This is a genomic window from Flavobacterium limnosediminis JC2902 (assembly GCF_000498535.1).
GTDB classification, from domain to species: domain Bacteria; phylum Bacteroidota; class Bacteroidia; order Flavobacteriales; family Flavobacteriaceae; genus Flavobacterium; species Flavobacterium limnosediminis.
The window spans coordinates 55,766-82,676 of record NZ_AVGG01000011.1 but is presented as its reverse complement, the minus strand read 5'-3'; the positions used below and the strand labels follow the sequence as shown (position 1 = coordinate 82,676).

General features: G+C 39.4%; 30 protein-coding genes. 25 read left to right on the top strand and 5 right to left on the bottom strand.

What is annotated here, in order from left to right; translation table 11 throughout:
• The first annotated feature begins 49 nt into the window (after positions 1-49).
• Positions 50-1,297, top strand: a complete 1,248-nt coding sequence (locus tag FLJC2902T_RS15845) for a zinc-dependent metalloprotease (RefSeq protein WP_023579629.1) — start codon at positions 50-52, stop codon at positions 1,295-1,297.
• Positions 1,298-1,463: 166 nt separating this feature from the next.
• Positions 1,464-3,614 carry a S46 family peptidase gene (locus FLJC2902T_RS09795; protein ID WP_023579627.1) on the top strand — a complete coding sequence of 717 codons (2,151 nt, stop codon included), beginning with the start codon at positions 1,464-1,466 and terminating at the stop codon, positions 3,612-3,614.
• A gap of 333 nt (positions 3,615-3,947) precedes the next feature.
• Here FLJC2902T_RS09795 and FLJC2902T_RS09790 read toward each other — a convergent pair whose 3' ends face one another.
• Entirely contained in the window at positions 3,948-5,138 is a 1,191-nt protein-coding gene (locus FLJC2902T_RS09790; RefSeq protein WP_023579625.1) for a carboxypeptidase-like regulatory domain-containing protein, read from the bottom strand.
• Positions 5,139-5,220: 82 nt separating this feature from the next.
• On the opposite strand from FLJC2902T_RS09790, the gene FLJC2902T_RS09785 reads away from it, so the two are divergent.
• Both FLJC2902T_RS09785 and FLJC2902T_RS09780 read left to right on the top strand, forming a co-directional pair.
• The gene (locus FLJC2902T_RS09785; RefSeq protein WP_023579624.1) at positions 5,221-5,904 is read left to right on the top strand and encodes a tetratricopeptide repeat protein; all 684 of its coding nucleotides are present in this window, start codon (positions 5,221-5,223) and stop codon (positions 5,902-5,904) included.
• 153 nt (positions 5,905-6,057) lie between these two features.
• On the top strand, positions 6,058-7,413 hold the full coding sequence (locus FLJC2902T_RS09780) for a UDP-N-acetylmuramate--L-alanine ligase (RefSeq protein ID WP_035678220.1): 1,356 nt from the start codon (positions 6,058-6,060) through the stop codon (positions 7,411-7,413).
• Positions 7,414-7,454: 41 nt separating this feature from the next.
• Here FLJC2902T_RS09780 and FLJC2902T_RS09775 read toward each other — a convergent pair whose 3' ends face one another.
• A complete protein-coding gene (locus tag FLJC2902T_RS09775; protein ID WP_023579621.1) occupies positions 7,455-8,042 on the bottom strand; it encodes a DUF1287 domain-containing protein in 588 nt (195 codons plus the stop codon).
• A gap of 53 nt (positions 8,043-8,095) precedes the next feature.
• Here FLJC2902T_RS09775 and radC point away from each other — a divergent pair, with 53 nt between their 5' ends.
• The 6 genes from radC to FLJC2902T_RS09745 all read left to right on the top strand — a co-directional run bounded on the left by radC (position 8,096) and on the right by FLJC2902T_RS09745 (position 12,748).
• Positions 8,096-8,788, top strand: coding sequence for a RadC family protein (gene radC / locus FLJC2902T_RS09770; protein WP_035678260.1), 693 nt, complete (start codon positions 8,096-8,098; stop codon positions 8,786-8,788).
• Between the two features lie 122 nt (positions 8,789-8,910).
• Positions 8,911-9,498, top strand: a complete 588-nt coding sequence (locus FLJC2902T_RS09765) for an ABC transporter ATP-binding protein (protein ID WP_023579620.1) — start codon at positions 8,911-8,913, stop codon at positions 9,496-9,498.
• Positions 9,495-10,742, top strand: a complete 1,248-nt coding sequence (locus FLJC2902T_RS09760; protein WP_035678216.1) for an ABC transporter permease — start codon at positions 9,495-9,497, stop codon at positions 10,740-10,742. The genes FLJC2902T_RS09765 and FLJC2902T_RS09760 overlap by 4 nt, the downstream gene beginning before the upstream one ends.
• Complete coding sequence (locus FLJC2902T_RS09755) at positions 10,735-11,277, top strand: hypothetical protein (RefSeq protein ID WP_245594749.1); 543 nt, start codon at positions 10,735-10,737, stop codon at positions 11,275-11,277. Before FLJC2902T_RS09760 ends, FLJC2902T_RS09755 begins: the two co-directional genes overlap by 8 nt.
• Before the next feature lie 78 nt (positions 11,278-11,355).
• The gene (locus FLJC2902T_RS09750) at positions 11,356-12,045 is read left to right on the top strand and encodes a YjjG family noncanonical pyrimidine nucleotidase (protein WP_023579618.1); all 690 of its coding nucleotides are present in this window, start codon (positions 11,356-11,358) and stop codon (positions 12,043-12,045) included.
• 1 nt (position 12,046) lies between these two features.
• On the top strand, positions 12,047-12,748 hold the full coding sequence (locus FLJC2902T_RS09745) for a hypothetical protein (protein WP_023579617.1): 702 nt from the start codon (positions 12,047-12,049) through the stop codon (positions 12,746-12,748).
• A gap of 44 nt (positions 12,749-12,792) precedes the next feature.
• On the opposite strand, the gene FLJC2902T_RS09740 is transcribed toward FLJC2902T_RS09745, so the two are convergent.
• On the bottom strand, positions 12,793-14,070 hold the full coding sequence (locus FLJC2902T_RS09740; protein ID WP_023579616.1) for a replication-associated recombination protein A: 1,278 nt from the start codon (positions 14,068-14,070) through the stop codon (positions 12,793-12,795).
• Positions 14,071-14,303: 233 nt separating this feature from the next.
• Between FLJC2902T_RS09740 and FLJC2902T_RS09735 the strand changes: the two genes are divergently transcribed.
• Both FLJC2902T_RS09735 and FLJC2902T_RS09730 read left to right on the top strand, forming a co-directional pair.
• Positions 14,304-15,104, top strand: coding sequence for a rhomboid family intramembrane serine protease (locus tag FLJC2902T_RS09735; RefSeq protein ID WP_035678213.1), 801 nt, complete (start codon positions 14,304-14,306; stop codon positions 15,102-15,104).
• A gap of 63 nt (positions 15,105-15,167) precedes the next feature.
• Positions 15,168-15,857 carry an alpha/beta fold hydrolase gene (locus FLJC2902T_RS09730; RefSeq protein ID WP_023579614.1) on the top strand — a complete coding sequence of 230 codons (690 nt, stop codon included), beginning with the start codon at positions 15,168-15,170 and terminating at the stop codon, positions 15,855-15,857.
• 252 nt (positions 15,858-16,109) lie between these two features.
• Here FLJC2902T_RS09730 and rlmB read toward each other — a convergent pair whose 3' ends face one another.
• Positions 16,110-16,844, bottom strand: a complete 735-nt coding sequence (rlmB, locus tag FLJC2902T_RS09725) for a 23S rRNA (guanosine(2251)-2'-O)-methyltransferase RlmB (protein WP_023579613.1) — start codon at positions 16,842-16,844, stop codon at positions 16,110-16,112.
• A gap of 246 nt (positions 16,845-17,090) precedes the next feature.
• On the bottom strand, positions 17,091-18,755 hold the full coding sequence (locus tag FLJC2902T_RS09720) for a BamA/TamA family outer membrane protein (protein ID WP_023579612.1): 1,665 nt from the start codon (positions 18,753-18,755) through the stop codon (positions 17,091-17,093).
• A gap of 181 nt (positions 18,756-18,936) precedes the next feature.
• Here FLJC2902T_RS09720 and rpsL point away from each other — a divergent pair, with 181 nt between their 5' ends.
• The 13 genes from rpsL (at position 18,937) to rpmC (ending at position 26,898) form a co-directional block, all read left to right on the top strand.
• Positions 18,937-19,320: a 30S ribosomal protein S12 gene (gene rpsL / locus FLJC2902T_RS09715; protein ID WP_007136570.1), complete on the top strand. Its 384-nt coding sequence runs from the start codon at positions 18,937-18,939 to the stop codon at positions 19,318-19,320.
• A gap of 24 nt (positions 19,321-19,344) precedes the next feature.
• Entirely contained in the window at positions 19,345-19,821 is a 477-nt protein-coding gene (rpsG, locus tag FLJC2902T_RS09710; RefSeq protein WP_023574055.1) for a 30S ribosomal protein S7, read from the top strand.
• Positions 19,822-19,831: 10 nt separating this feature from the next.
• Positions 19,832-21,988, top strand: coding sequence for an elongation factor G (gene fusA / locus FLJC2902T_RS09705; RefSeq protein ID WP_023579611.1), 2,157 nt, complete (start codon positions 19,832-19,834; stop codon positions 21,986-21,988).
• A gap of 11 nt (positions 21,989-21,999) precedes the next feature.
• Positions 22,000-22,305 (top strand): 30S ribosomal protein S10, encoded by a 306-nt coding sequence (gene rpsJ / locus FLJC2902T_RS09700; protein WP_023579610.1) that lies wholly within the window; start codon positions 22,000-22,002, stop codon positions 22,303-22,305.
• A gap of 115 nt (positions 22,306-22,420) precedes the next feature.
• Positions 22,421-23,038, top strand: a complete 618-nt coding sequence (gene rplC / locus FLJC2902T_RS09695) for a 50S ribosomal protein L3 (protein ID WP_035678210.1) — start codon at positions 22,421-22,423, stop codon at positions 23,036-23,038.
• Positions 23,038-23,667 carry a 50S ribosomal protein L4 gene (gene rplD / locus FLJC2902T_RS09690; RefSeq protein ID WP_035678208.1) on the top strand — a complete coding sequence of 210 codons (630 nt, stop codon included), beginning with the start codon at positions 23,038-23,040 and terminating at the stop codon, positions 23,665-23,667. Before rplC ends, rplD begins: the two co-directional genes overlap by 1 nt.
• 6 nt (positions 23,668-23,673) lie before the next feature.
• Positions 23,674-23,964, top strand: a complete 291-nt coding sequence (gene rplW / locus FLJC2902T_RS09685) for a 50S ribosomal protein L23 (RefSeq protein WP_023579607.1) — start codon at positions 23,674-23,676, stop codon at positions 23,962-23,964.
• A 6-nt stretch (positions 23,965-23,970) separates the two neighbouring features.
• A complete protein-coding gene (gene rplB / locus FLJC2902T_RS09680) occupies positions 23,971-24,795 on the top strand; it encodes a 50S ribosomal protein L2 (RefSeq protein ID WP_023579606.1) in 825 nt (274 codons plus the stop codon).
• Positions 24,796-24,804: 9 nt separating this feature from the next.
• Positions 24,805-25,083 (top strand): 30S ribosomal protein S19, encoded by a 279-nt coding sequence (gene rpsS, locus FLJC2902T_RS09675; RefSeq protein ID WP_023570340.1) that lies wholly within the window; start codon positions 24,805-24,807, stop codon positions 25,081-25,083.
• A 6-nt stretch (positions 25,084-25,089) separates the two neighbouring features.
• Positions 25,090-25,500, top strand: coding sequence for a 50S ribosomal protein L22 (gene rplV, locus FLJC2902T_RS09670; protein ID WP_023570339.1), 411 nt, complete (start codon positions 25,090-25,092; stop codon positions 25,498-25,500).
• Positions 25,501-25,504: 4 nt separating this feature from the next.
• Positions 25,505-26,257, top strand: a complete 753-nt coding sequence (rpsC, locus tag FLJC2902T_RS09665; protein WP_023570338.1) for a 30S ribosomal protein S3 — start codon at positions 25,505-25,507, stop codon at positions 26,255-26,257.
• 18 nt (positions 26,258-26,275) lie between these two features.
• Entirely contained in the window at positions 26,276-26,695 is a 420-nt protein-coding gene (rplP, locus tag FLJC2902T_RS09660) for a 50S ribosomal protein L16 (protein WP_023579604.1), read from the top strand.
• Positions 26,696-26,706: 11 nt separating this feature from the next.
• Entirely contained in the window at positions 26,707-26,898 is a 192-nt protein-coding gene (rpmC, locus tag FLJC2902T_RS09655) for a 50S ribosomal protein L29 (RefSeq protein ID WP_035117425.1), read from the top strand.
• Positions 26,899-26,911 lie beyond the last annotated feature (13 nt).

Below are 26,911 nucleotides of genomic sequence, written 5' to 3'. Positions count from 1 at the left end.
ATTATGTTAAAAAAAAGTATATTCGCACTCTTAACTAAAACCCCATACTATGAAAATTAAATTACTTTTTGCCTTATTGGTGACCCAATTTGTGTTTTCACAGGAGAGAACTTGTGGTTCGCCGGAGAAAATGCAGGAGCTCTCCCGTAATGAAAAAATGAGAGAGGTGTATGAAAAGAATAAAAAACAATTTGAAGCGGAATTAGAAAAACTATCCGATCAGAATTCAGCCCGTTCAGCGATGCGTACCACATTGCGAATCCCTGTGGCAGTGCATTACCCAGCTGCCAATGGTTTGTCTGAAGCCGAAAAACAATGTTTGAGAAATCTGGCTCAAAATCAGGTGAATATTTTAAACGCCGATTTTAATGCTACAAACGCTGACTTATCGATATGGACAAATACAAGAAGTTCCTATTTTCCCGGAGTTAATTATGGAAGTATAAACGTTAGTTTTGAAATTGCTGAAGGCAATCATCCGGCAAGTACTGGTTTGGTTGATGGTACAAAAGCTATCACTTTTGGACAGGCTTTCGGTGGCGGACCTGATGGTGATTGGGATCCTGATTGGGCTGGCTATTTGAATTTGGTTGTTGAGGATTTGTCAGGCGGTGTTCTGGGATATGCTTATTTGGCTTCTTCTCCGGCGGATGGAGCTGCGGTTTATATTAACAGTGCCGCTTTTGGTTCGGGTGCTGGTTGTACAGATTATGTGCCGGGAGCTCCTTATAACTTAGGAAGAACATTAACGCATGAGTTGGGTCATTATCTGAATCTGGAGCACATCTGGGGAGATGCAACTTGTGGGAGTGATGGTGTTGCGGATACTCCTCTGCATAATACGGCAAATGGTGGCTGCCCTGCCATTAGTCACATGTCTACCTGTGCGGGAACTCCAAGGGAATTAACCATGAACTATATGGATTATACGAATGATGCTTGTATGTACATGCTTACTGCCGGTCAGGCTGCTCGTATGCAGGCACATCTGAATACTATTCAGTCGGCATTCAACCAATCAGCGTTGTTGTCAGATGAAAATTTCGAACTTAAAAACAGCTTTGCCGTTTATCCGAATCCAAACAAGGGGACTTTTAACATTCAGTTTTCGGAAGTTGTAAACGATTATTCGGTTCAGGTAATTGATCAGGCAGGAAGAACTGTATTTGAAGGTGATTTTGCTGATCAAAGTAATTTAATACAGGCTGTTAATTTAAATTCAGCTGCAACCGGAATTTATTTTGTGACCCTAAAATCAAATGATTCGGTTGCTACTAAAAAGATTATTGTTAATTAAATTTTTGGTTTTATTGTGTGAGGGGGCGTTCGAAAGAGCGCCTTTTCTGTTTTTATATGTACAACAAACTGTTAAAATTTTCTTAACGAAAAATATTTTCAAACCATAATATTCAGCGAATTACCAAAAAAAAGTATCTTCGCACCACTAAAAATATTAATCTATTATGAAAAAATTACTTTTATCTCTGATCGCTGCGATTATGCTTGTTCCGGCAAGTGTAAAGGCTGATGAAGGAATGTGGTTTTTAATGTTCATTGAGCGTTTGAATCACAGGGATATGCAAAAAATGGGATTGCAGTTAACTGCTGAAGAAATCTACAGCATCAACAACCACAGTTTAAAGGACGCCATTGTTCAGTTTAACGGAGGTTGTACTGCCGAAATGATTTCAAAAGACGGTTTGGTACTAACCAACCACCACTGTGGATACGATGCAATCGCTGAATTGTCGACTGCAGAGAAAAACCACCTGAAAAACGGTTTCTGGGCTCAAACAAGAGCAGAAGAAATAAAACCGTCAAGTCTATTCGTGCGTTTCTTCGTTCGTATGGATGATTGTAGCAAAAGAATTTTATCGGTTGTAAACGATAAAATGACAGAAGCAGAGCGTGAAAAAGCAATCAATCAGGAAATCGCTAAAATCGAAAAAGAAAATAACGAAGGCGGAAAATACACTGTTTCCGTTCGTCCGTTCTTCCAGGGTAATGAGTATTACTACTTCGTTTACCAGGATTATAAAGACGTACGTTTAGTAGGTACGCCTCCTGAAAGTTTAGGTAAATTCGGTGGAGATACAGACAACTGGGAGTGGCCTCGTCACACAGCCGATTTCTCTATGTTCCGTGTTTACGGTGACGCTAACGGAAATCCTGCTGAGTATTCTGCAAACAACGTTCCGTTAAAACCTAAACACTATTTACCGGTAAACATCGGTGGTGTTAAAGAAAACGATTTCGCAATGATTTTAGGATATCCTGGAAGAACAAACCGTTGGATGCCGGCTTCAGGAATCGATCAGAACGTGAAATTCGCTTACCCTGCATGGGTTGAAGGTTCTAAAACCGGTATGGATAACATGAAAAAATATATGGATCAGAGCGACGCTTTGAATCTGGTATATGCTTCAAAATATGCTGGTGTAGCTAACTACTGGAAAAACCGTCAGGGAATGATTGACGCGTTAACAAAATTCGGAACAGCTAAAACTAAAGCGGCTCAGGAAGCGAAATTCGACAAATGGGCCAACAAAGCTGAAAACAAGGCAAAATACGGAAACGTAGTAGCTACCATCAACAACTATTACAAGCTGACAAATGAAAAGTCCCGTCATGACAACTACTTAATGACGATTTTCAGAACAAGTGCTTATGCGACAGTTTCAAGAGGTTTAGGGAAACAGTTGGAAAATTATGCTAAAGCCGATGCTGCGAAACGCGCTCAAATGGCTCCGGCTATCCTTGAAATGGCTGACGAATTGTTCAAAGAAGCTTACATCCCTGCTGAAAAAGATATCATGGCGGCGCAATTGAAATTGTATGCTACGAAATCAACAGGATATGCAATTGCTCCGGCTGTGGCTGAATTAGGAAAAGCAAACAACAACGATTTCTCTAAATATGTAAATGCTGCTTTCGATTTAAGTATTTTATCTTCTAAAGACAGAATCAAAGCGTTTTTAGATGCTCCAAGCGAAGGTTTGATTACAAACGATCCATTGGTGAAATTGTCTAATGATTTAATGACGCACTACAACGCTAAATCAGACGAAATTGCAAAAGCACAAAACGATTTCGGTGCCGCTTTCCGTAAATTGGTGGAAGGTTTACGTGAGTCTAAAATCGGAACTATCAAATATCCGGATGCTAACTCAACATTGCGTTTAACTTACGGAAAAGTACGTTCGTTACCTGCTGACAAGCGTAATGACGCTAAAGTGAACAACTACACTACATTAGACGGTCAGGTTAAGAAATACAAAAAAGGAGATCAGGAATTTGATTTACCAACGCGTGTTCTTGAAATGAACAAAAACAAAGATTTCGGTCGTTATGCAGACAAAGACGGTTCATTACACGTGAACTTCTTAACAGATAACGATATTACAGGTGGTAACTCAGGTTCACCGGTATTAAACGGAAAAGGAGAATTAATCGGTTTGGCTTTCGACGGTAACATCGAAGCTATGGCAGGTGACGTAATCTTCGACAACAAATTACAAAGAACCATCAACTGTGATATCCGTTACGTATTGTGGGTAATTGAGAACTTCTCAAATGCGAAACACATCGTAGACGAAATGACAATTGTGAAATAATTCCAGACAATAAGGTTTTCTAAAACCGATTAGTTTAAAAATAAAACCGGACTCAATATGGGTCCGGTTTTTTTTATGGTTTTAATTTTGTTCAGGAGCGGAAGGGTTCGGGTATTTTTTGCAATCCCTGTTCCTGCTGTCCGCTCTATCTTTTGTTCCGCAAGGCTCCACAAAAGGATGCCGCTACCATCAGGGCTAAAGAGTAATCTGTCGGAACAAAAACCAGCGATAATAATACAGTCACCGGTTTAATCAGGGAATCTGCGAAATCTGTGTTTGATTATTAAATTCCAAGTCTCAAATTGCAAATAATAAAATCCCCAAATCTCAAATTTACTCCGCAACAATCTTCTCCGGCTGATAGTCAAACGGAAGCATTTCACCCATTTTCTTCCATCCCATATAGCCGAAACTTCCCAGGTTATCCACTTCAGCGTATGTCCCGTCCGCATAAATCTCAATTGGCGTATCTTCCATTAGTTTTAACTGAGAGGTCTGAAAGTCGGTTTCTGCCTGATGGTAGTATTCGGTATATTTGTTTTCCTCTTTTGCTCTTCGGAATGTGACTGACAGATAATCCGAAAAATAAAAATATTTTTTTTCTTCTCTTTCAAAAACCAACTGATGTACTTTGCTGTTTACTTTGTCATACACGATTTTGTGTTTTACCGGTATACGTGGGATCTTACCATTTCGTCTGAAATCATCGATCATTTTGTTGATACTGTCCTGTGAAGGGTAGTCCGGATTGAGTTCCCTTTTAAATTTAGTTACACTGTATCCCTCATTTTCCATGGTGCCGTTGTAGAGACTCCGGATAAAATGCATGGTAGATCCTTTATAACATTTCAAACGGGTTTTTGCTACTCCTTTCTCGTCGAGTTTTCTATCCTTAACGATGTCCTTAAAAAAGGGATATCCAAAAAAAGTAGTGAGTTTCTGGTTGTGTTCTTCGGTAAGCACCTTGCTCTCAAAATACGCCAATTCATAGGAAATGGTATATCCGGTTTTTTCATTGATTAATTGAATGGGAGCGTCCGCAGATACTATAAGAAGGGTGTTTTCTTTGTTCATGTCAAACTGAAGCACTTCAGGATTCAGGATTTTTGTTTTCTCCGCAATCTTTCCCAGCCCAATAAATTCCCGGTTGAAAATTTCCATGTATTTTTCCCTTTGTTTGGCGGTGATTTTCTTAATCACCATTTCCTTAAGTTTATTGACAACCGGAGACAGGTAAACAACATTTGCTTTGTCGGTTGCGGTAAATGAACTAGCCGGAACAAGCACACTTTCATAACCCACATAGCTGATAATTACCTCATTTTGGTTCTCAAACAGCGTAAAAGAAAAATACCCTTTATCATCTGTGGCGCCTCCGTTTGTGGTATTAGGAGCGAAAACAGAAGCGCCTGTCAATGGTTGCTGCGTGGTTTTGTCTCTTACGATGCCGGAGATTTTGGTCTGGGAAAACGAAATCAGATGAATAAAAAAAAGGAGTGAGATGAAAAGTAAGCGTTGTTTCATTGTCGATTACGGTGAATTAGAGTTCAAATTGTAATTCATAAATTTAGATTATTTTTGCAAGCATTTTGTTTATTTTTGAACCATGAAGTATTTTTTCATTTTTTTACTTTTTCCGACATTGCTTTGGTCGCAATCCGATTTCGATAAAGCCAAAACGCTTTTCGACCAAAAGAAGTACGTTTTGGCAAAACTGCTGTTTGAAAACCATGCAAAACAAAAAGGAGCCGATCCGAAAACAACGGAGTATCTCGGGGACATTGCAGGGCATCAGAAGCAGTGGGATGTCGCTATCGGTTATTATAAAAAACTGAAAAATCAGTTCCCGAAAAATGCCGATTACCATTACAAGTTTGGTGGCGCTTTGGGGATGAAAGCCAAAGAAGCTAATAAATTTCAGGCGCTCGGCATGATTGACGATGTGAAAAAAGCATTCGAAACCGCAGCGAAACTGGATGCAAAACATATCGATACCCGCTGGGCCTTGGTAGTACTGTACCTCGAATTGCCCGGAATCATCGGTGGAAGTGAAGCCAAGGCACAGAAATATGCCCACGAATTGCAACAGCTTTCCAAAGTGGACGGTTATCTTGCAAAAGGCTATATCGATGTCTATTTCAAACGCTATAAGAAAGCCGAAGTGAATTATAAGAAAGCACACGAAATCGGTAATTCGAAAACCACTTTCGAAAAGCTTTATGATTTATATTTGAACAGATTAAAAGACAGGCAAAAAGCCATTAATTTAAAAGAAGAATATCAAAATTAGGTTGAAGGTTATATGATTAAAGTTGTAACCGACTTTTGACTTTCGACAAAAAAACCAATAATTTAAAAAAAGAATATCAAAAATAGGTTGGAGGCGTATGTTTTAAGTTGTAACCGACTTTCGACTTTCGACTTTCGACTTTCGACTAAAAATATGAGAACACATTTTATAGCCATTGGCGGCGCTGCCATGCACAATTTAGCATTAGCCTTACACAGTAAAGGATATAAAGTAACCGGTAGCGACGACGCTATTTTCGAACCTTCAAAATCAAGATTGGAAAAGAAAGGCTTACTTCCCGTAGAAATGGGCTGGTTTCCCGAAAAAATAACGTCCGATATCGAAGCGATTATCTTAGGGATGCACGCCAAAGCAGATAATCCGGAATTATTGAAAGCCCAGGAATTAGGACTGAAAATTTATTCCTATCCCGAATTTTTATACGAACAGTCGAAAAATAAAACGAGAGTTGTAATAGGTGGTTCACATGGAAAAACGACCATTACCTCCATGATTCTGCATGTAATGCATTACCACGGAATCAATGTCGATTACATGGTCGGCGCCCAATTGGAAGGCTTTGATACCATGGTGCATTTAACCGAAGAAAACGATTTTATCGTGTTGGAAGGTGATGAATATTTATCCTCTCCGATGGACAGACGTCCGAAATTCCATTTATACCAGCCAAATATTGCGTTAATCAGCGGAATTGCCTGGGATCATATCAACGTGTTTCCGACCTATGAAAATTACGTGGAACAGTTTGAGATTTTCATCCAAAAAATTACTAACGGCGGAATTTTAGTATACAATGAAGACGATCAGGAAGTAAAACGTGTGGCGGAAGCGTCAACCAATCCGATTCGTAAAATTGCTTATCATACGCCTGCTTATACGGTGGAAAACGGCGTGACTTTGTTGGAAACTCCTGAAGGACCAATGCCTATAGAAGTTTTCGGGGCGCACAACCTGAATAATTTAGCCGGTGCGAAATGGATCTGCCAAAACATGGGAGTGGACGAAGCCGAATTCTACGAAGCGATTGCCAGTTTTAAAGGTGCTTCCAAACGTCTGGAAAAAATCGCCGAAAGCAAAACCAAAGTGGCTTACAAAGATTTTGCACATTCCCCGAGTAAAGTAGCTGCAACAACAAAAGCGGTAAAAGAACAATATCCAAACCGAAAAGTGGTTGCCTGTCTGGAATTGCATACTTACAGCAGTCTGAATGCCGAATTTTTAAAAGAATACGAAGGTGCTTTAAATCATGCGGATGTAGCGGTAGTTTTCTATTCACCCGATGCGGTTAAAATCAAACAACTGGAAGAAGTGACATACGAGCAAATCGCACAGTCTTTCAAACGTGACGACCTGGTTATTTACACCAATCCGGCCGATTTCAAAAATTATCTGTTCAACCTTGATTTAGAGAATTCCGCTCTATTATTAATGAGTTCCGGAAATTATGGCGGACTGAATTTTGATGAAGTGAAGAATTTGATTGAATAATTTGAAGATTTGTAAAATTGAAAATGTGTTGATCAAATTGTCTAATTTCCATACCTAAAATGCCCCACAACAGTATAGTCGAACAGACAGTCTTCCAAAACCTGTCCGGCGCCCACATTATGAACAATCATCGGTCGTTTTCCGTCCGGTGATTTTTTATTTGTGACGATGCCGATGTGCGGTAGTTTGTCGTTAATCATCCAGGTTACCAATTCTCCGGTTTTATAATCATTGGCATTGTCGGATATTCTAAGTTTTTTTCCTTTCCGACTGAAGAAAACTTCCAGATTCGGAACCCTTCGGTGATCGATGTTGGTGTCGGTCGTTTTCAGTCCCCATTTCTTTAAATTTGGATACAATGAAAAGTTGGCTTTCATGTCTTCGTGTACTTCCTTCTGCAAATCGATGCCCAGTTTCCGGTAGGCGCGTATGATTACATCGGTGCAAACGCCTTTGTCTTTCGGAACATCACCATTCGGATATTTTATGGCGATGTAACTCGGGTCGTAGGTGACTTTGTCCTTTGTCAGCAAAATGGCAGCATCCGACAGTTTCTGATAAAAATCATTTTCTGTAAGATAAAAGCTAAAAAATAATAAAGAAATTAGTGAGATATAAAATGATTTCATTAGCTTCGTTTTTTATTTACAACGCAAAATGTAATTCACTAATTGTATACGCCATGGAACAAACCACATTCGCCATAAAATACTGGGCGGAAGACGATAAGCCAAGAGAAAAATTAATGCTGAAAGGCAAATCGGTGCTAAGTGATGCCGAACTGATAGCCATTCTGATAGGATCAGGAAGCCGAAACGAAAGCGCCGTGGAACTGTCCAAACGGATTCTTTCCGGAGCAGATAACAATCTGAATGTACTCGGGAAATTATCACTGAAGCAGTTAACGACTTTCAAAGGAATCGGGGAAGCAAAAGGAGTAACCATCATAGCAGCCATGGAATTGGGCAGAAGACGAAGAGCCGAAGAATCGCCGGAACTGAAAAAAATCACGTCAAGCAAAGCGGTTTTCGAAATCATGCAGCCGATTATCGGTGAATTGCCACACGAAGAGTTTTGGGTGTTGTATCTGAACAATTCCAATAAAGTGATTTACAAAACACAAATCAGCAAAGGCGGCATCACGGGAACGGTTGTTGACACTAGGATTATCTACAAAACCGCTTTAGAGCATAATGCGACTTCGGTTATTCTTAGTCATAATCATCCTTCGGGCGCATTGCAGGCAAGTGAGGCTGATAAACAGATTACCCGAAAACTCAAAGAGGCCGGCAAGCATCTCGATATACTGGTGTTGGATCATATCATTGTGACGGAGAAAAGTTATTTGAGCTTTGCGGATGAGGGAATTTTGTAGATTAAACATTCTTTTAAGAATTTTTTCGCTTCCAATTTTATAAATTGCGCGATAATCGGGTACAGATACCGAAAACAGAAATGATAAGCACAAAACAAATCACATTTTCATATGGTAAATCCATGAAGTTTGCTTTTCCGGACATTGTTTGCAAGGAGGGGGAAACTTTACTGGTAACCGGAAGTTCGGGCGTTGGAAAAACCACGTTACTTCATTTGTTGGGAGGGCTGCTTCGCCCCGAATCGGGAGAAATCACCATAGATAAGACCGTTGTCAATTCTTTTTCAGAACGTAAGCTGGATCATTTCCGTGGAAAAAATATCGGCCTCGTTTTGCAGCAATCCTATTTTATTGAAGCGTTTACCGTTTTGGAAAACGTGGCTTTGGCATCATGGCTGGCTACCGGAAAACAAAGGACGGAAAAAGCCAAACAGCTTTTGGAACATTTGGATTTAGCAAACCACCTGCATAAATTGCCTTCTCAGCTCAGTATTGGACAACAGCAACGCGTTTCGATTGCGCGAGCGTTAATCAACGAACCGAAATTACTGTTGGCCGATGAGCCGACTTCAAGTCTGGACGACGAAAACGCCTTCAAAGTAGCCGATTTATTAGAGCAATTAGCGCAGGAATTTAAAACGGCCTTGGTAATCGTAACCCACGATTCGCGTTTAAAACAACGATTTTCCAACCAAATCTCACTGTCATGATAGGAAAGTTAGCGTGGAAAAATACCTGGTTCAAACCCTTGAGTACGATTTTGAGCATCATTTTGTTGACAGCCAGTGTAGCCATTATTACGGTTTTGATTTTACTTCAGAAACAATTTGAAGAGCAGTTTTCCAGTAATGCCGATGATATCGATTTGGTGTTGGGTGCACAGGGAAGTCCGTTGCAATTGATTTTATCTTCGGTGTACCAGATCGATGCGCCACCGGGAAATATAGATTATACCGAAGCGAAAACCTGGATGCAGCATCCGTTTGTAAAAACGGCCATTCCGTTGGCTTTCGGGGACAATTACCTCGGATTCAAAATTGTGGGCACCACACCAAAGTATCTGGATAAATTCGGAGCCAAAATAGAAAGCGGAACCGTTTTTAAAAATAATTTCGAAGTGGTTGTCGGAAGCGAAATCGCAACGAAACTGAACATAAAAGTGGGCGCTACTTTTTTTGGATCACACGGGGATGCCAAAGAAGGAGAGAAACATGAAGAAGCCGCTTATAAAGTGGTAGGCATCGCTTCGAAAACCGGAAAAGTGATCGATAACCTAATTCTGTCAAATATTCAGAGTGTCTGGGCAATGCACGATACGCACGAACACGCTCCGGTGCACGGAGAAGAAGGTCACGTTCACGGTGAAGACGAAGAACATCATGCCGATACGGTAAATTCTGAAGAAGGAAAAGAAATCACGGCCGTATTACTGAAATTTCGCAACAAGATGGGAATCGTGCTTTGGCCAAGGCTGATTGCGCAGAACACCAAAATGCAGGCGGCTTCTCCGGCGATAGAAATCAACCGTCTGTTCACATTGTTCGGAATCGGACTGGAGGCATTGACGTATCTCGCTTACGGCATCATGCTCATTTCCGGAATTAGTATTTTTATCGCGTTATTCAATACATTGAAGGAACGAAAATATGAATTTGCCCTATTAAGGGTTAACGGTGCTTCCCGTTTGCAATTGCTCAAGTTGGTGATTATCGAAAGCCTGGTTTTATGCATAATCGGATTCATTTTCGGAACGGTTCTTGGTAGGGTAGCACTGTTGTTCATTTCCCAATCTTCGGACGAGGCATTTAAAATTGCATTCGATCCGTTTGGGTTTGTTTGGGAAAAAGAAGGCGTTTTATTTATTATAACTATATTCGTGGGCGTTTTGGCTGCGGTGATTCCGGCGGTAAAAGCCTATAGGTTGAACATTTCAAAAGTTTTGGCAAATGCGTAAAAAACAAATTATACTTGTCGTACTGGTAGCTGTGGTTTTCGCCATGGAGTGTTTCTATTCTACAAAAGAGAAAATGATAAAAACAGAAAATTCCAACGAAAAAGTGGTTCAGAAAGCCGGATTCACAGTGGGTTTCAATGAAGAATACAAAATTGCAGGCCCGGATACCCTAAGCTGGAAATTGTTGGGGGAAATCAAATTTCTGAAAAAACAGGACAAGGTTTACGGCGAAGTGCAGTTTCCGGTAATCAATACGAAACTGAAACAAACACAAAAGAAACGAATCGTGATGAGCGGTTTCATTGTTCCGATAGATAACAAAAGTTACGCGTTAAGCAAAAACGTTTTTGCCTCTTGTTTTTTCTGCGGAAAATCGGGACCGGAAACCATCATGGGAATAAAATTCAGAGGCGGGAATCCGAAATTGAGAACCGATCAATATGTTACACTGGAAGGGACTTTCCGATACAACGATTCAAATGTGGATGACTGGATTTACCATATTGAAGACGCAGTGATTGTGAAAGGAAAATAAGTTTTCAGTCGCAGAAAGCAAACAGCAGGATGCAGAGGAAACATGACGATGAATTACTAATGCTATTGAAATTAAACTATGCGATTTACCAATAAAACAGACATTTTTTTTGATTTAGATCATACGCTTTGGGATTTTGAACGCAATTCGGCACTGACTTTTAAGAAGATTTTCGCAGAGCACAATGTTGCGGTTGATGTGGAAGCATTTCTAAAGCATTATGTTCCGGTAAACATGAAATATTGGGCTTTGTACCGTGAGGATAAAATCGATCACATGACGCTTCGTTACAAACGACTTAAAGATGTGTTCGATTTGGTGCCTTTTGAAGTGAAAGATGAGGTTATTCATTTGATTTCGGAAGAGTATATTAAATACCTGCCTACGTTTAATCATCTGTTTGACGGTGCCATTGATGTTTTAGAGTATCTCAAACCAAAATACAACCTGCATATCATAACCAACGGATTTCAGGAAGTGCAAAACGGAAAACTCAGAAATGCGAATATTGAACATTATTTTGATACGGTAACCAATTCTGAAATGGCCGGTGTAAAAAAGCCGCATCCCAGGATTTTCGAATATGCACTGGAGTTGGCCAAAGCCGAAAAAGCTAACAGTCTGATGGTAGGGGACAGTCTGGAAGCAGATATGGAAGGTGCCAAAAGTATCGGACTTGACGCTTTGTTTTTTAACGAAGCAAAAATAGAGGAACCTCATGATTTTCCGCAGATTTACCATCTTTCCGAATTGAAAAACTTATTATAAAATGAAAAAGACAGTATTACTGCTAACCTTATTGTTTACGTCTTTTATGTTTTCCCAAAACGTAAATGACTATAAATACATCATTGTTCCGAAAAAATTCGGTTTTTTGAAGCAAGCCAACATGTATAATATGAATTCGCTGACCAAAACGGTCTTTGAAAATCAGGGTTATGAGGTGTATTATGATGGCGACGTTTTTCCGCAGGATTTAGCCGAGAACCGTTGTCGTGCACTTTTTGCCGATATGGTTGAAAATAACACCTTGTTTTCAACGAAGATAAAAATTGAACTTAAAGATTGTAAAAATCAGGTGGTTTATGTTTCGGAGGAAGGGGTAAGCCGCGAGAAGGAATATGCCAAAGCGTATGTTCAGGCGTTTCGTACAGTTGGGAAATCACTGGAAATTTTAAACAGTAAGCCGAAAGATTCAGCCGTTACAGCGGTCGCGAAAACAAAAGAGGAGAATATACAACTGATAGTCGCAACTTCACAACTCTTTGCGCAGCCTATTTCAAACGGATTTCAGCTAGTGGATTCCTCTCCGAAAGTGGTTATGAAACTTTTCAAAACTTCTGCGACTAATTTTTATATTGGACAAAAAGAAAATCAGCAAGGCGTTGTTTTTCATGCGAACAACCAATGGATTTTTGAGTACTATCAAAACGAAAAACTGGTTTCTGAGAAATTGGAGATTAAGTTTTAAATGTTACAATTTATAACTCATAACTCATAACTCATTCTTTTCCATTAATAACCGTACTTATCGTTCCAGCGATTCTTTAAAAACTGACGCAATTCTCGTTCGCGGGCATTATTCCCAGGCTCGTAAAAGGTAGTATTGGAAAGGTCTTCGGGTAAAAATTCCTGTTCGGCAAAATTATTGGCGAAATCGTGCGAGTATTTATATTCGTCGCCATACCCCAATTCCTTCATTAGTTTAGTAGGTGCATTACGCAGATGTAGCGGAACCGGCAAATCCCCCGTTTGTTTTACCATTTGTTGTGCTTTTCCTATGGCCATATAACTTGCATTACTTTTAGCGGAAGTTGCCAGATAAACGGCACACTGACTCAAAATAATGCGGCTTTCAGGATACCCGATAGTGGTTACCGCCTGAAAGGTATTATTGGCCATGATTAAGGCAGTCGGGTTAGCATTGCCAATATCTTCCGAAGCTAAGATGAGCATTCTTCGGGCAATGAATTTCACGTCTTCTCCGCCTTCAATCATTCTTGCCAGCCAATATACCGCGCCATTCGGGTCGCTCCCGCGGATGGATTTTATAAACGCCGATACAATATCATAATGCTGCTCCCCGGTTTTGTCATACAACACCGTGTTTTTCTGTACCAGCTGCATCACTTTCTCATTGGTGATATCAATGGTTTCCGATTCAGAAGCATTCACGATTAGTTCGAAAATATTGAGCAGTTTTCGTCCGTCACCACCGGAAAGTCGCAATAATGCTTCGGTTTCCTTGAGTTGAATATTTTTGGATTTCAGGATTTCGTCGGTTTCCATTGCCCGATGTAATAACGCTTCCAAATCCTCTTTCGAAAACGCATTCAGGATGTAGACCTGACATCTTGACAATAAAGCGGGGATCACTTCAAAACTCGGGTTTTCTGTGGTTGCGCCAATTAAAGTTACCCATCCTTTTTCCACCGCTGCCAGTAGCGAATCCTGCTGCGATTTACTGAAACGGTGAATCTCGTCGATGAACAAAATCGGGTTTTTAGCCGTGAACAATCCGCCGCTTTGCTTGGCTTTGTCAATCACATCACGAATGTCTTTCACGCCCGAGTTAATAGCGCTCAGGGTGTAAAACGGACGCTTACTTTCTTGTGCCATAATCTGTGCCAGCGTGGTTTTTCCCGTTCCCGGCGGGCCCCATAAAATCAGCGATGGTATGATGCCGCGTGCAATCTGATGGGTTAACGAACCTTGTTCTCCCACTAAATGCGACTGACTGATGTATTCCGATAAGTTTTGCGGACGAATGCGTTCGGCTAAAGGTGCTTCCATAGGCGTAAAATTAATATTTTTTATTTGAAGCTAATCCAGCTCTCCACTATATCTTTTTATCCGGCTGAAAAAGCCGGATAAAAAGGATGCCGTTGCGATCTGGGCTATGGGAATCGGGTGAGGAAATGGTACTTTTTTCTTATCTTGTCGATGTGGTAATGGTTCAGGAGTGACAAAACTTCATTAAATTGCTTTTGGATTTGTTTTTGATAACCTTTCTGCAAATTCAAGATATGAAAGAAACTGATTTTAAATTTTCCGCTTCCGTGATTGCCTGGCCGCTATTGTTCCTTTTGGCGATATGGGTGGTATTTTGGTTCGAAATCCGTTTCAAAATGAGTCTGTATGATTTCGGAATTTATCCGAGAAGCTTTTCGGGCATGAGAGGGATTGTCTTCAGTCCGTTTTTACATGGCGATTTGCAGCATATTTACAATAATTCCATTCCGATTTTTTTGCTGGTTATGGCATTGCGTTATTTTTACCGCGAACAGAGTTTACAGGTTTTGGTTTTGGGGATCTTGATGTCGGGATTCGGAACCTGGCTGATCGGTAGGGAAAGCATGCATATTGGTGCGAGTGGGCTGATTTATGTACTTGTGAGTTTCATGTTCTTTAAAGGGATCCAGTCCGGATACTATCGTTTGGTAGCGTTATCGTTAACGATAGTGGTTTTGTACGGAGGAACGGTGTGGTATCTTTTTCCGAGTGCAGAAGAAAATATTTCCTGGGAAGGACATTTGGCGGGATTCATCACCGGTTTTTTATTGTCGTATTTCATAAAGACACAGGATTATCAGAAGCCAATCAAATACGATTGGGAACAACCGGATTTCGATCCGTCTCTAGACCCGTTTATGAAACATTTTGACGAAAATGGCAATTTTGTACCAACCCCCAAACCGGAACCGATTGCCGAGCAGTATTCCTATTTTATATCGAATTTACCGGTTATTTATTTTTTGAAAGAATCGGATGAGTCAAATGATGAGTCTTCGGGGCGCGATGTCGCCAATAAAGAACAATTTCAATAGTAAAAACAAAGTATCTAAAAAATCTTTCAAAAATGTATCTTTGGTTTTTTAATCAGTATGCCTATGCAGCCTTTATTACTTTTACATGGAGCATTGGGTTCGCAAGCCCAGTTCGAAACCTTAAAAAAACAACTTTCTGCCCGTTACCAAGTTTACACTCTTGATTTTATTGGTCATGGCAATTCTCCGCTGATTGATCGTGAAACGTTGAGTATTCCTTCTTTTTCCCAACAGGTCCTCGATTTTTTGAATCAGCATGGACTTAGCAATGTAGCGATTTTCGGTTACAGTATGGGAGGCTATGTTGCCTTGTATCTGGCCAAACATTACCCGCACATGGTCAGCAAAGTATTTACGTTGGCGACTAAGTTTGACTGGAATCCGGAAAGCAGCAAAAAAGAAGCAGCGATGTTAAATTGGGAAATTATGGAGCAGAAGGTGCCTAAATTTACCCAATACCTGCAGGTATTGCATCAAGTGGATAAAGCGCCAAAATTGGTAAAAGAAACGGCTAAAATGATGCTTGTTATGGGGCAACAGCCTCCGCTTACTCTTGCCGAAGTAGGCAGTTTAGAGCAACCTGTTCTTTTTTCGGTTGGTGATAAGGATGCTATGGTGAGTTTAGACGAAACGCGGGCGCTGTACAATTCAAAGGCAAATAATCAGTTTTGGGTTGTGCCCAATACGGTGCACGCTTTTGAGAAAGTGAATCTGGATAAATTGTCACGCGAAATAGAATCCTTTTTTAATTGAGTTAGTAAATGCTTTGTCGTGTATTTTGGGGGCGAATAAATTGGAACTGTGTGTTTGAAAATCAGAAGTTTTGATACTTTGTTTTTAGGGTGTTGCCGTTACAGATACACAAATGGAAACCCATCTAGCCCCGATGGAGCCGGTAGCTTCCCACCGCTAGGTGGGAACTAAAGGCGAGAGCGGGAATTGCGACCACAAAAAAAGCCCGAAACATTCGCTTCGGACTTTCCTAATTCTGTTATTTCTGTGAGATTAACTTCTCTGACGAATGGTTTCGTATAAAAATGCGCCACAAGCCACGGACACATTCAGTGAGCCGATGGTGCCGAACATTGGTAACTTCGCTTTTTCATCCACGATTTTTAAAACGGACGGATTCACCCCGCGGTCTTCGCTTCCCATGATAATCGCTACGGGTTCACTAAAGTCGATATCGTAAATGTTTTGTTCTGTTTTTTCGGTTGCGGCTACGGTTTTGATTCCCGAACCTTGTAAATAGAAAATGGCATCTTTGATATGATCCACTTTGCAGATGGGCACGTTGAATACCGCGCCGGCAGAGGTTTTTACCGTGTCACCGTTTACGGGAGCTGAACCTTGTTTCTGAACAATGATTCCGTCTACACCGGTACATTCTGCTGTTCTGATGATGGCACCGAAATTACGTGCATCCGACAATTGGTCTAAAATTAAGAACAGGGGTTTTTTACCACTTTCGATTACGCCTTCCACTAAAGTTTCCAGTGATACAAACGAAATAGGGGCAATGGTAGCCACGGCACCCTGATGGTTATTGGAGGTTAATCGGTTTAATTTTTCTACGGGAACATAAGAGAAATTGATGCTGTTTTTTTTCATCGTTTTCATCAAATCCTGCATCAGATCGCCTTGTGCGTCTTTCTGAATAAAAACTTTGTCAACTTCTTTTCCTGCGTTTATGGCCTCGATAATGGCTCTGATTCCGAATATTAGGTGTTCTTTTTCCATGAGGCAAAGATAGTATATTAGATTTTTAGACGACTTAGATTTTTAGACAAATTAGACTTTTTAGATTATTAGATTTTCCGGACTACCTAGATTTTCAGACTTTTCAGTTTATTTAAAATTTGATTTTAAAAGATCGGGTCTTTTTTAAAGATCTAATAATCTGTGACGTCTGTAAAAATCTAAAAGGTATAATTTATCTAAGAAGTCTAATAATCTAAACGGTCTAAGTTGTCTAAGAAGTCTCTCTTAAAAATTCGTTTTAAAACTGATGTGAACGATGGAGTTCGAAAGTTTTATGGCTTGGTCGCGAGTGCTTCCGTTGGCGTAAATTAAATTGAATAATCCGTTTTTGGTTATTAGGCCGAAACCAAATCCGAGACCGAGCAGGTTTTCTTTTGTATCGGCGGTTTTATCCTGAAAATAGCCGTAATCAATGATGCTGTGTACGTACATACCGGGTGTTAAAACGTAGCGGTATTCGGTTATAAGGGCGGTAAATAAATTCGCTTGTAAACTGTTTTCGCTGAATCCCCGTATGGAATTGATTCCCCCGAAACGGTACAATTCGTTGCTGATGTAGTTGTCGCTCTGGAGGTAGAAGCTTTGGTTTTTGACGAATATGATGTTTTTTTTATTCAGATAGAAATTGTAATGCGCGCCAAGTTGGGTGAATTGCTGGCTGTTGGTTTCTATTTTTGATGTGCGCTTTCCGGTTCCGAATTTCACATTTAAGCTGATTTTTTCACGGAACAGAAAATCGTCCGGATTGGGTTTGGTGAACTGGTAGGAAGTGGTCCAGAATGAGTTGGAATAACTGCTAATCGTACCGGAAGTCGTTTTTTGGATGTCCACCGATTCTGCCGATTGGTATCCGAGAAAAACTCTGGAATTGTAATTGAAATAGTAACCTAAATCAATGTCGGTGGTTGTATTTTGGAAAAGACTGTCTTGTTTAAAGATTCGAAGATTGGCTTTAATGCCAAGAGGACTTTTAAAAATGTAAGGGACTTCGGTGCCGATATTAAATGTGGTTTGTTTTTTACCGTCGCCTTTCCAGTATAGATTAAACTTCTCTCCCGAATTTAAAGCGTTGTTCAAAAGCAGGTCGAGATAGCCGTTAAAACGGATGCCTGTGTTTTCTTCGTTGGCAAAGCCTATAAATCCGTCAAATCGGTTGGCACGCGTTTTTTCTAAATACACATATACCTTTGTGCTGTCCTTGGTGAACAGAATTTCTGGATATTTGATTTGGGCGACAAAGGGCAGCGACTTGAAATCGTTATCGAGTTTTTTTAAAGTTTCCTGATTGAAAGGTTGTTTTTGGTATTGTTTGGCGATATTTTTTCGGATGCCTTCCGGGAATTTGTCGTAGCCAATAATTACGATGTCGTTCAGGTTTCGTTTCTTCTCCGTTTTGAGTTGTAGTGTAGCTGAAAGGTGATTGCCGATTTTTTTATGGTTCACCAACCGCAGTTCGCTCAACGAGTAGCCGCTTTGTTCTAGTTTGGCCAGATTGGTGTTCATGAAGTTTTCCACTTCCGAAGTGGTTAGCTTTAGGGTATCGGATTCGAATTCCAGCAAATTTTTTTCTTCTTCGGAAAGTACACCTATATATATATGTATGTGTGAAGTTTGTTTTCCGACGGAATAATAAAACACGAACGAGCTGTCGCTTGTTTTTTTCTGATTCAGCAATTGGCTTTCCAGATACCCTTTTTTGAACAGGGTAGCGGATAGGTTTCCGGTTTCGTTAAGAATCGATTTGGTATTTTCGTGTTGTTTTTTGTATCCGATACTGTCGATGATTTTGGTTTCTTCGGTTGAAATCCCTTCGATTTTCAGATGCAGATTTTGTGCTTTTACTGAAAAGCAGGTGATGGTGAAAAGGGTGAGTAGAAGAATGTTTTTCAAGAGCCGGATTTGTTTTGGTAAAAATAACGTAAAAAAGAGAAAAAAGTATCTTTGATCGATGTGTTGATTAATGTAGTTGAAAATTAATGTTTTATGGTTTGTTTTCTCGAAATTAATTTCTACATTTGCAACCCCGTAAAAAGCGGGAAATTTAAAAATAAGAAATTTTTAGTATTTAATTATGCCAACAATTCAACAATTAGTAAGAACAGGAAGAACTCAGATCACTAAGAAGAGTAAATCGGTTGCTTTAGATTCTTGTCCTCAAAGAAGAGGGGTTTGTACGCGTGTTTACACTACTACACCAAAAAAACCAAACTCGGCAATGCGTAAAGTTGCGCGTGTACGTTTGACAAATGGTAACGAGGTAAATGCTTACATCCCAGGTGAAGGACACAATCTACAAGAGCACTCGATAGTATTAGTGCGAGGCGGAAGGGTAAAAGATTTACCAGGTGTTAGATATCATATCGTTCGTGGAGCGCTTGACACGTCAGGGGTTGCAGGAAGAACGCAAAGAAGATCTAAGTACGGTGCTAAACGCCCTAAAGAAGCTAAAAAGTAATTTAAAAACTTTTAAGAAAAAGACATGAGAAAAAGACAGGCCAAAAAAAGACCTCTTTTACCAGATCCAAGATTTAATGATCAATTGGTAACGCGTTTTGTGAACAACTTAATGTGGGATGGTAAGAAATCAACAGCGTTCAAGGTGTTTTATGATGCAATTGACATCGTAGAGTCTAAGAAGCAAGATGCAGAAAAATCATCATTAGAAATCTGGAAAGATGCATTAACAAATGTTATGCCTCACGTAGAAGTTCGTTCACGTCGTGTGGGTGGAGCTACATTCCAAATTCCAATGCAAATTCGTCCGGATAGAAAAATTTCTATGGCGATGAAATGGATGATTCTTTATGCAAGAAGAAGAAATGAAAAATCAATGGCAGGCAAATTAGCGTCTGAAATCTTAGCTGCGGCTAAAGAAGAAGGTGCTGCTGTTAAGAAAAGAATGGATACTCACAAAATGGCAGAAGCTAATAAAGCATTCTCTCACTTTAGATTTTAATTCATAAGAAATGGCTAGAGATTTAAAATACACAAGAAATATCGGGATTGCGGCTCACATTGATGCTGGTAAAACAACAACAACGGAGCGTATCTTGTTTTATACTGGAAAATCACACAAAATTGGTGAAGTGCACGAAGGTGCTGCAACAATGGACTGGATGGCACAAGAGCAGGAAAGAGGTATTACCATTACTTCTGCTGCTACAACTTGTGAGTGGAATTTCCCAACTGAGCAGGGTAAAGTATTACCTGAATCAAAACCGTACCACTTTAATATTATTGATACCCCGGGACACGTTGACTTTACTGTAGAGGTAAACCGTTCGTTACGTGTATTGGATGGATTGGTTTTCTTGTTTAGTGCTGTTGATGGTGTTGAGCCTCAATCAGAAACTAACTGGAGACTTGCAGATCAATATAGAGTGCCGCGTATGGGATTCGTAAACAAAATGGACCGTCAGGGTTCTAACTTCTTGAACGTATGTCAGCAAGTTAGAGACATGTTAAAGTCTAATGCAGTTGCGATCACATTGCCAATCGGTGAAGAAAATGATTTTAAAGGAGTAGTGGATTTAGTGAAAAATCAAGCTATTGTATGGCATGATGAAACACAAGGAGCTACTTTTGATATTGTTGACATCCCTGCTGATATGGTAGCGGAAGTTAAAGAATTCCGTTCTGCATTAATCGAAGCGGTTGCTGAGTATGATGAGAATCTTCTTGATAAGTATATGGAGGATGAGAACTCTATTACTGAAGAAGAGATCAACAATGCATTACGTGCTGCTACAATCGACATGGCAATCATTCCGATGATTTGTGGTTCTTCTTTCAAAAACAAAGGAGTTCAATTCATGTTAGATGCAGTTTGTAAATATTTACCATCTCCTTTGGATAAAGAAGGTATTCAAGGTATTCACCCTGATGATGCTGATTTATTAGAGGAAGATCAAACTAAAATCTTACGTAAACCAGATGTAAAAGAGCCTTTCGCGGCTTTAGCGTTTAAGATTGCTACTGACCCTTATGTTGGTCGTTTAGCATTCTTCCGTGCCTACTCAGGTCGTTTAGATGCAGGTTCTTATGTTTTGAACACACGTTCAGGAAACAAAGAGCGTATCTCTCGTATTTACCAAATGCACGCTAACAAACAAAATCCAATCGAATATATTGAGGCTGGAGATATTGGAGCTGCTGTGGGATTTAAGGATATCAAGACTGGAGATACAATGTGTGATGAAAAACACCCAATCATTCTTGAGTCGATGAAATTCCCTGATCCGGTAATTGGTATCGCGATTGAGCCTAAAACAAAAGCTGACGTAGATAAAATGGGTATGGCTTTAGCGAAATTAGCTGAAGAAGATCCTACGTTTACAGTTAGAACTGATGAGGCTTCAGGTCAAACGATTATCTCAGGTATGGGTGAGCTTCACTTAGATATCTTAGTAGATCGTATGAAACGTGAATTCAAAGTTGAAGTGAACCAAGGTGAGCCTCAAGTTGAGTACAAAGAAGCTTTCACAAAAGCGGCACAACACAGAGAGACTTATAAAAAACAATCTGGAGGTCGTGGTAAATTCGGTGATATCGTATTTAGAATCGAGCCTGCTGATTTAGTGGACGGTAAACCAGCAATGGGATTACAGTTTGTTAATGAGGTTAAAGGTGGTAACGTTCCTAAAGAGTATATCCCTGCAGTTGAGAAAGGTTTCCGTGAAGCTATGAAAACTGGACCTTTGGCTGGATATGCTGTTGATAGTTTAAAAGTTACTTTGTTGGATGGATCTTTCCACCCTGTGGATTCTGATGCGCTTTCTTTCGAGTTGGCTGCAAAAATGGGTTACAAAGAGTCTGGAAAAGCTGCAGGAGCTGTTATTCTTGAGCCGATCATGAAAATCGAAGTTATTACTCCAGAAGAAAACATGGGTGATATCGTAGGTGATTTGAACCGTCGTAGAGGTCAGGTTAATGATATGGGTGACAGAGCAGGTGCTAAAACAATCAAGGCTGATGTGCCTTTATCTGAAATGTTTGGTTATGTAACTACGTTAAGAACATTATCATCAGGTAGAGCAACTTCAACAATGGAGTTTTCACACTATGCTGAGACACCTTCTAATATCTCTGAAGCAGTTATCAAAAAAGCAAAAGGAAACGCTTAATTCTAAAGAAAATGAGTCAAAAAATCAGAATAAAATTAAAATCTTACGATCATATGTTGGTTGATAAATCAGCTGAGAAGATTGTAAAAACTGTAAAAAGTACAGGTGCAGTAGTAACAGGACCAATTCCATTACCAACTCACAAAAAGATTTTCACTGTATTGCGTTCTCCGCACGTAAACAAAAAATCAAGAGAGCAATTTGAGGTAAGTTCATACAAGAGATTATTAGATATCTACTCTTCCTCTTCAAAAACTATTGACGCTCTAATGAAGTTAGAGTTGCCAAGTGGTGTTGAAGTAGAGATCAAAGTATAAGTACCGCATTTAAAAGTATTTAAGCATTAAGTTTTTTTTATTAAAACTTAATGCTTACTTTTGCGCACTCTAAAAACAAAAAAAGTTTTAATTAGTAATTAATAATTAGTTTTATATGTCTGGGTTAATTGGAAGAAAAATCGGCATGACTAGTATCTTCGATGAGAACGGGAAAAATATTCCTTGTACTGTAATTGAGGCTGGTCCTTGTGTCGTTACCCAAGTCAGAACCAATGAGGTTGACGGGTATGAAGCGTTGCAACTTGGTTTCGATGACAAAACAGAAAAACATGCTACTAAAGCTGACTTAGGTCACTTTAAAAAAGCAGGTACTTCTGCAAAAAAGAAAGTCGTTGAATTTCAGGATTTTGTAACGGAGCATAAGCTAGGTGATGTTGTCACTGTAGAGCTTTTTGCTGAAGGAGAATTTGTAGATGTACAAGGTGTGTCTAAAGGTAAAGGTTTCCAAGGGGTTGTTAAACGTCACGGTTTTGGTGGTGTTGGACAAGCTACTCATGGTCAGCACAACCGTTTAAGAGCGCCAGGTTCTGTTGGAGCTTCATCTTATCCGTCTAGAGTATTCAAAGGAATGCGTATGGCTGGAAGAATGGGAGGAGATAATGTAACAGTTCAAAACCTTAGAGTTTTAAAAGTAGTTGCTGAAAAGAATCTACTTGTTGTAAAAGGAGCGATTCCTGGATGCAAAAACTCTTACGTAATCATTCATAAGTAATGGAAGTAAAAGTATTAGATATCAACGGAAAAGACACTGGAAGAAAAGTTCAACTTTCTGATTCAGTATTCGCAATTGAACCAAATAATCATGCGGTTTATCTTGATGTTAAACAATATTTAGCAAATCAAAGACAAGGTACTCACAAAGCTAAAGAAAGAGCTGAAGTTGCGGGAAGTACACGTAAGATTAAAAAACAAAAAGGAACTGGTACTGCTCGTGCGGGTAGTGCAAAGAATCCTTTGTTTAAAGGTGGGGGAACAGTTTTCGGTCCAAGACCAAGAAGTTATTCTTTCAAATTGAACAAAACTTTAAAGAGATTGGCTAGAAAATCGGCTTTCTCAATTAAAGCAAAAGAGTCCAATTTAGTAGTTCTTGAAGACTTTACATTTGAAACTCCAAACACTAAAAATTTCATTAACGTATTGAAAGCTTTAGGGTTAGAAAACAAAAAATCTCTATTTGTATTGGGTGATTCAAATAAAAATGTATATTTGTCATCTCGAAATTTGAAAGCGTCTAATGTTGTAACTACCTCTGAATTAAGTACTTACGCTATTTTAAATGCTAATAATTTGGTGCTTTTAGAGGGATCTTTAGAAGGAATTGAAGAAAATTTAAGCAAATAATAGGCTATGAGTATCATAATTAAACCTATCATTACTGAAAAAATTACCAAAGAGGGAGAAACTTTCAACCGCTTTGGTTTTGTAGTTGACAGAAAAGCAAACAAAATTCAAATCAAAAATGCTGTTGAGGCTGCTTTTGGTGTGAATGTGGTTACTGTTAATACAATGAATTACAGAGCTGATAGATCGGTTAAATACACTAAGAGTGGTTTAATCAGTGGAAAGACCAGTGCTTACAAAAAAGCAATTGTTCAAGTACAAGAAGGAGAAACAATAGATTTTTATAATAATATCTAATAGAACATGTCAGTTAGAAAATTAAAACCTATTACCCCAGGTCAGCGTTTTAGAGTTGTTAATAGCTTTGACACTATTACAACTGATAAGCCGGAGCGTTCATTGATCGCACCGAAAAAAAACTCTGGAGGTAGAAATAGTCAAGGAAAGATGACCATGCGTTATACGGGTGGTGGTCACAAACAAAAGTATCGTTTAGTTGATTTTAAAAGAACTAAAGTAGGAGTTCCTGCTGTAGTTAAAACTATCGAGTACGATCCAAACCGTTCAGCGTTCATTTCGTTATTGTACTATGCAGATGGTGCTAAAACGTATATCATCGCTCAGAATGGTTTACAAGTAGGACAAACTGTAGTTTCTGGTCCTGAATCAGCACCGGAAATCGGTAATACTTTACCATTAAGTAAAATTCCTCTAGGTACTGTTATTTCTTGTATCGAATTAAGACCAGGTCAAGGTGCGGTAATCGCTCGTTCAGCTGGAACTTTCGCTCAGTTAATGGCAAGAGACGGAAAGTATGCTACAATCAAAATGCCTTCAGGTGAGACAAGGTTAATCTTGTTGACTTGTTCAGCAACAATTGGAGCAGTTTCTAACTCAGATCACCAATTAGTTGTATCAGGTAAAGCTGGTAGATCTAGATGGTTAGGCAGAAGACCAAGAACTAGACCGGTAGCGATGAACCCTGTGGATCACCCAATGGGTGGTGGTGAAGGACGTTCTTCTGGAGGTCACCCACGTTCAAGAAAAGGTTTACCTGCTAAAGGCTATAGAACTCGTTCTAAAGTTAACCCGAGTAATAAGTATATCGTAGAACGTAGAAAGAAATAATAAGTAGATATGGCACGTTCATTAAAAAAAGGACCTTTTGTTCACTTTAAGTTAGAGAAAAAAGTTCAGGAAAATATCGAAAAAGGTAACAAAGGAGTGGTAAAGACTTGGTCTAGAGCTTCAATGATTACTCCGGATTTTGTTGGGCAAACTATCGCAGTTCACAACGGTCGTCAATTTGTACCTGTTTACGTTACAGAAAACATGGTAGGTCATAAATTAGGAGAATTTTCACCAACAAGATCTTTTAGAGGTCATGCCGGTGCAAAAAATAAAGGTAAAAAATAAGAAGCTATGGGAGTTCGTAAAAGAGAAACAGCTGATGCAAGAAAAGAGGCTAATAAGTCTATTGCTTTTGCAAAATTGAATAACTGCCCTACTTCACCTAGAAAAATGCGCTTAGTTGCAGACTTGGTTAGAGGTCAGAAAGTTGAAAAAGCACTAAATATCTTAAGATTTAGTTCTAAAGAAGCTTCTCGCAAATTAGAAAAATTGTTGTTATCAGCAATTGCTAACTGGCAAGCTAAAAACGCAGATTCTAATATGGAAGAAGCAGGTTTATTCGTAAAAACGATTACTGTAGATGGTGGTATGATGTTGAAAAGACTTCGTCCGGCTCCACAAGGTCGTGCACACAGAATCAGAAAACGTTCTAACCACGTAACAATCGTGATTGGAGATAATAATAACACACAAAGCAATTAATAAGATGGGACAAAAGACAAATCCAATCGGAAATCGCCTTGGTATCATCAGAGGATGGGATTCTAACTGGTATGGTGGAAATGACTACGGTGATAAACTTGCCGAAGACCACAAAATCAGAAAGTACATTCATGCTCGTTTATCAAAAGCTAGTGTATCTAAAGTAATCATCGAGAGAACTTTGAAACTTGTAACCGTTACTATCACTACTGCTAGACCTGGTATCATTATCGGAAAAGGTGGCCAAGAGGTAGACAAGTTAAAAGAAGAACTTAAGAAAATTACTGACAAAGAGGTTCAAATTAACATCTTTGAAATCAAAAGACCTGAACTTGATGCTTACTTAGTAGGTACAAGTATCGCTCGTCAGATTGAAAGTCGTATTTCTTACAGACGTGCAATTAAAATGGCTATTGCTGCTGCTATGCGTATGAATGCAGAAGGTATCAAAGTTATGATCTCGGGTCGTTTGAACGGTGCTGAAATGGCACGTTCGGAAATGTTCAAAGAAGGACGTATTCCTCTATCAACTTTCAGAGCTGACATCGATTACTCACTTGCTGAAGCACATACTACTTATGGTAGAATGGGAATCAAAGTGTGGATCATGAAAGGCGAAGTTTATGGTAAAAGAGATCTTTCTCCACTTGTAGGTATGGACAAAAAACAAGCTGGAGGTAAAGGTGGCGATTCTTCGAGAGGAGATAGAAAGCCTTTTAATAAAGGAGGAAAACCAGACGCTCGTAAAAGAAAGTAAATTTTAAACTAAAGAAAAATGTTACAGCCTAAAAGAACAAAATACCGTAAGGTACAGAAAGGTAAAATGAAAGGCGTTTCTCAAAGAGGACATGAGCTTTCAAATGGAATGTTTGGTATCAAATCTTTAGATTCATCTTTTATTACTTCTCGTCAAATCGAAGCTGCACGTATCGCGGCAACTCGTTACATGAAAAGAGAAGGACAATTATGGATTAAAATTTTCCCGGACAAACCTATCACCAAGAAACCTCTTGAAGTACGTATGGGTAAAGGTAAAGGTGCAGTAGAATACTGGGCTGCAGTTGTTAAACCAGGTAGAATTATGTTTGAAGTAGGTGGAGTGCCTTTGTCAGTTGCAAAAGAGGCGTTACGTCTTGCAGCACAAAAGATGCCTGTTAAAACTAAGTTTATCGTTGCTAGAGATTTCGAAGCATAATCAATTTTATTATGAAACAATCAGAAATTAAAGATCTATCTGCAGCTGAGTTACAAGGACAACTTAGTCAGTTAAAGAAGACATATGCCGACCTAAAAAACGCTCACGCAATTTCTCCAATTGAGAATCCATTACAGTTAAGAGCTGTAAGAAGATCAATTGCCAGAGTAGCGACTGAGATAACTAAAAGAGAGTTACTATAATTGTATTCTTCTG

What these genes read in the sequence shown, in the direction of transcription:
- FLJC2902T_RS15845 (WP_023579629.1), top strand. Translation starts at nt 50, where the DNA reads ATGAAAATTAAATTACTTTTTGCCTTATTGGTGACCCAATTTGTGTTT.
- FLJC2902T_RS09795 (WP_023579627.1), top strand. Translation starts at nt 1,464, where the DNA reads ATGAAAAAATTACTTTTATCTCTGATCGCTGCGATTATGCTTGTTCCG.
- FLJC2902T_RS09790 (WP_023579625.1), bottom strand. Translation starts at nt 5,138, where the DNA reads ATGAAACAACGCTTACTTTTCATCTCACTCCTTTTTTTTATTCATCTG.
- FLJC2902T_RS09785 (WP_023579624.1), top strand. Translation starts at nt 5,221, where the DNA reads ATGAAGTATTTTTTCATTTTTTTACTTTTTCCGACATTGCTTTGGTCG.
- FLJC2902T_RS09780 (WP_035678220.1), top strand. Translation starts at nt 6,058, where the DNA reads ATGAGAACACATTTTATAGCCATTGGCGGCGCTGCCATGCACAATTTA.
- FLJC2902T_RS09775 (WP_023579621.1), bottom strand. Translation starts at nt 8,042, where the DNA reads ATGAAATCATTTTATATCTCACTAATTTCTTTATTATTTTTTAGCTTT.
- radC (WP_035678260.1), top strand. Translation starts at nt 8,096, where the DNA reads ATGGAACAAACCACATTCGCCATAAAATACTGGGCGGAAGACGATAAG.
- FLJC2902T_RS09765 (WP_023579620.1), top strand. Translation starts at nt 8,911, where the DNA reads ATGAAGTTTGCTTTTCCGGACATTGTTTGCAAGGAGGGGGAAACTTTA.
- FLJC2902T_RS09760 (WP_035678216.1), top strand. Translation starts at nt 9,495, where the DNA reads ATGATAGGAAAGTTAGCGTGGAAAAATACCTGGTTCAAACCCTTGAGT.
- FLJC2902T_RS09755 (WP_245594749.1), top strand. Translation starts at nt 10,735, where the DNA reads ATGCGTAAAAAACAAATTATACTTGTCGTACTGGTAGCTGTGGTTTTC.
- FLJC2902T_RS09750 (WP_023579618.1), top strand. Translation starts at nt 11,356, where the DNA reads ATGCGATTTACCAATAAAACAGACATTTTTTTTGATTTAGATCATACG.
- FLJC2902T_RS09745 (WP_023579617.1), top strand. Translation starts at nt 12,047, where the DNA reads ATGAAAAAGACAGTATTACTGCTAACCTTATTGTTTACGTCTTTTATG.
- FLJC2902T_RS09740 (WP_023579616.1), bottom strand. Translation starts at nt 14,070, where the DNA reads ATGGAAGCACCTTTAGCCGAACGCATTCGTCCGCAAAACTTATCGGAA.
- FLJC2902T_RS09735 (WP_035678213.1), top strand. Translation starts at nt 14,304, where the DNA reads ATGAAAGAAACTGATTTTAAATTTTCCGCTTCCGTGATTGCCTGGCCG.
- FLJC2902T_RS09730 (WP_023579614.1), top strand. Translation starts at nt 15,168, where the DNA reads ATGCAGCCTTTATTACTTTTACATGGAGCATTGGGTTCGCAAGCCCAG.
- rlmB (WP_023579613.1), bottom strand. Translation starts at nt 16,844, where the DNA reads ATGGAAAAAGAACACCTAATATTCGGAATCAGAGCCATTATCGAGGCC.
- rpsL (WP_007136570.1), top strand. Translation starts at nt 18,937, where the DNA reads ATGCCAACAATTCAACAATTAGTAAGAACAGGAAGAACTCAGATCACT.
- rpsG (WP_023574055.1), top strand. Translation starts at nt 19,345, where the DNA reads ATGAGAAAAAGACAGGCCAAAAAAAGACCTCTTTTACCAGATCCAAGA.
- fusA (WP_023579611.1), top strand. Translation starts at nt 19,832, where the DNA reads ATGGCTAGAGATTTAAAATACACAAGAAATATCGGGATTGCGGCTCAC.
- rpsJ (WP_023579610.1), top strand. Translation starts at nt 22,000, where the DNA reads ATGAGTCAAAAAATCAGAATAAAATTAAAATCTTACGATCATATGTTG.
- rplC (WP_035678210.1), top strand. Translation starts at nt 22,421, where the DNA reads ATGTCTGGGTTAATTGGAAGAAAAATCGGCATGACTAGTATCTTCGAT.
- rplD (WP_035678208.1), top strand. Translation starts at nt 23,038, where the DNA reads ATGGAAGTAAAAGTATTAGATATCAACGGAAAAGACACTGGAAGAAAA.
- rplW (WP_023579607.1), top strand. Translation starts at nt 23,674, where the DNA reads ATGAGTATCATAATTAAACCTATCATTACTGAAAAAATTACCAAAGAG.
- rplB (WP_023579606.1), top strand. Translation starts at nt 23,971, where the DNA reads ATGTCAGTTAGAAAATTAAAACCTATTACCCCAGGTCAGCGTTTTAGA.
- rpsS (WP_023570340.1), top strand. Translation starts at nt 24,805, where the DNA reads ATGGCACGTTCATTAAAAAAAGGACCTTTTGTTCACTTTAAGTTAGAG.
- rplV (WP_023570339.1), top strand. Translation starts at nt 25,090, where the DNA reads ATGGGAGTTCGTAAAAGAGAAACAGCTGATGCAAGAAAAGAGGCTAAT.
- rpsC (WP_023570338.1), top strand. Translation starts at nt 25,505, where the DNA reads ATGGGACAAAAGACAAATCCAATCGGAAATCGCCTTGGTATCATCAGA.
- rplP (WP_023579604.1), top strand. Translation starts at nt 26,276, where the DNA reads ATGTTACAGCCTAAAAGAACAAAATACCGTAAGGTACAGAAAGGTAAA.
- rpmC (WP_035117425.1), top strand. Translation starts at nt 26,707, where the DNA reads ATGAAACAATCAGAAATTAAAGATCTATCTGCAGCTGAGTTACAAGGA.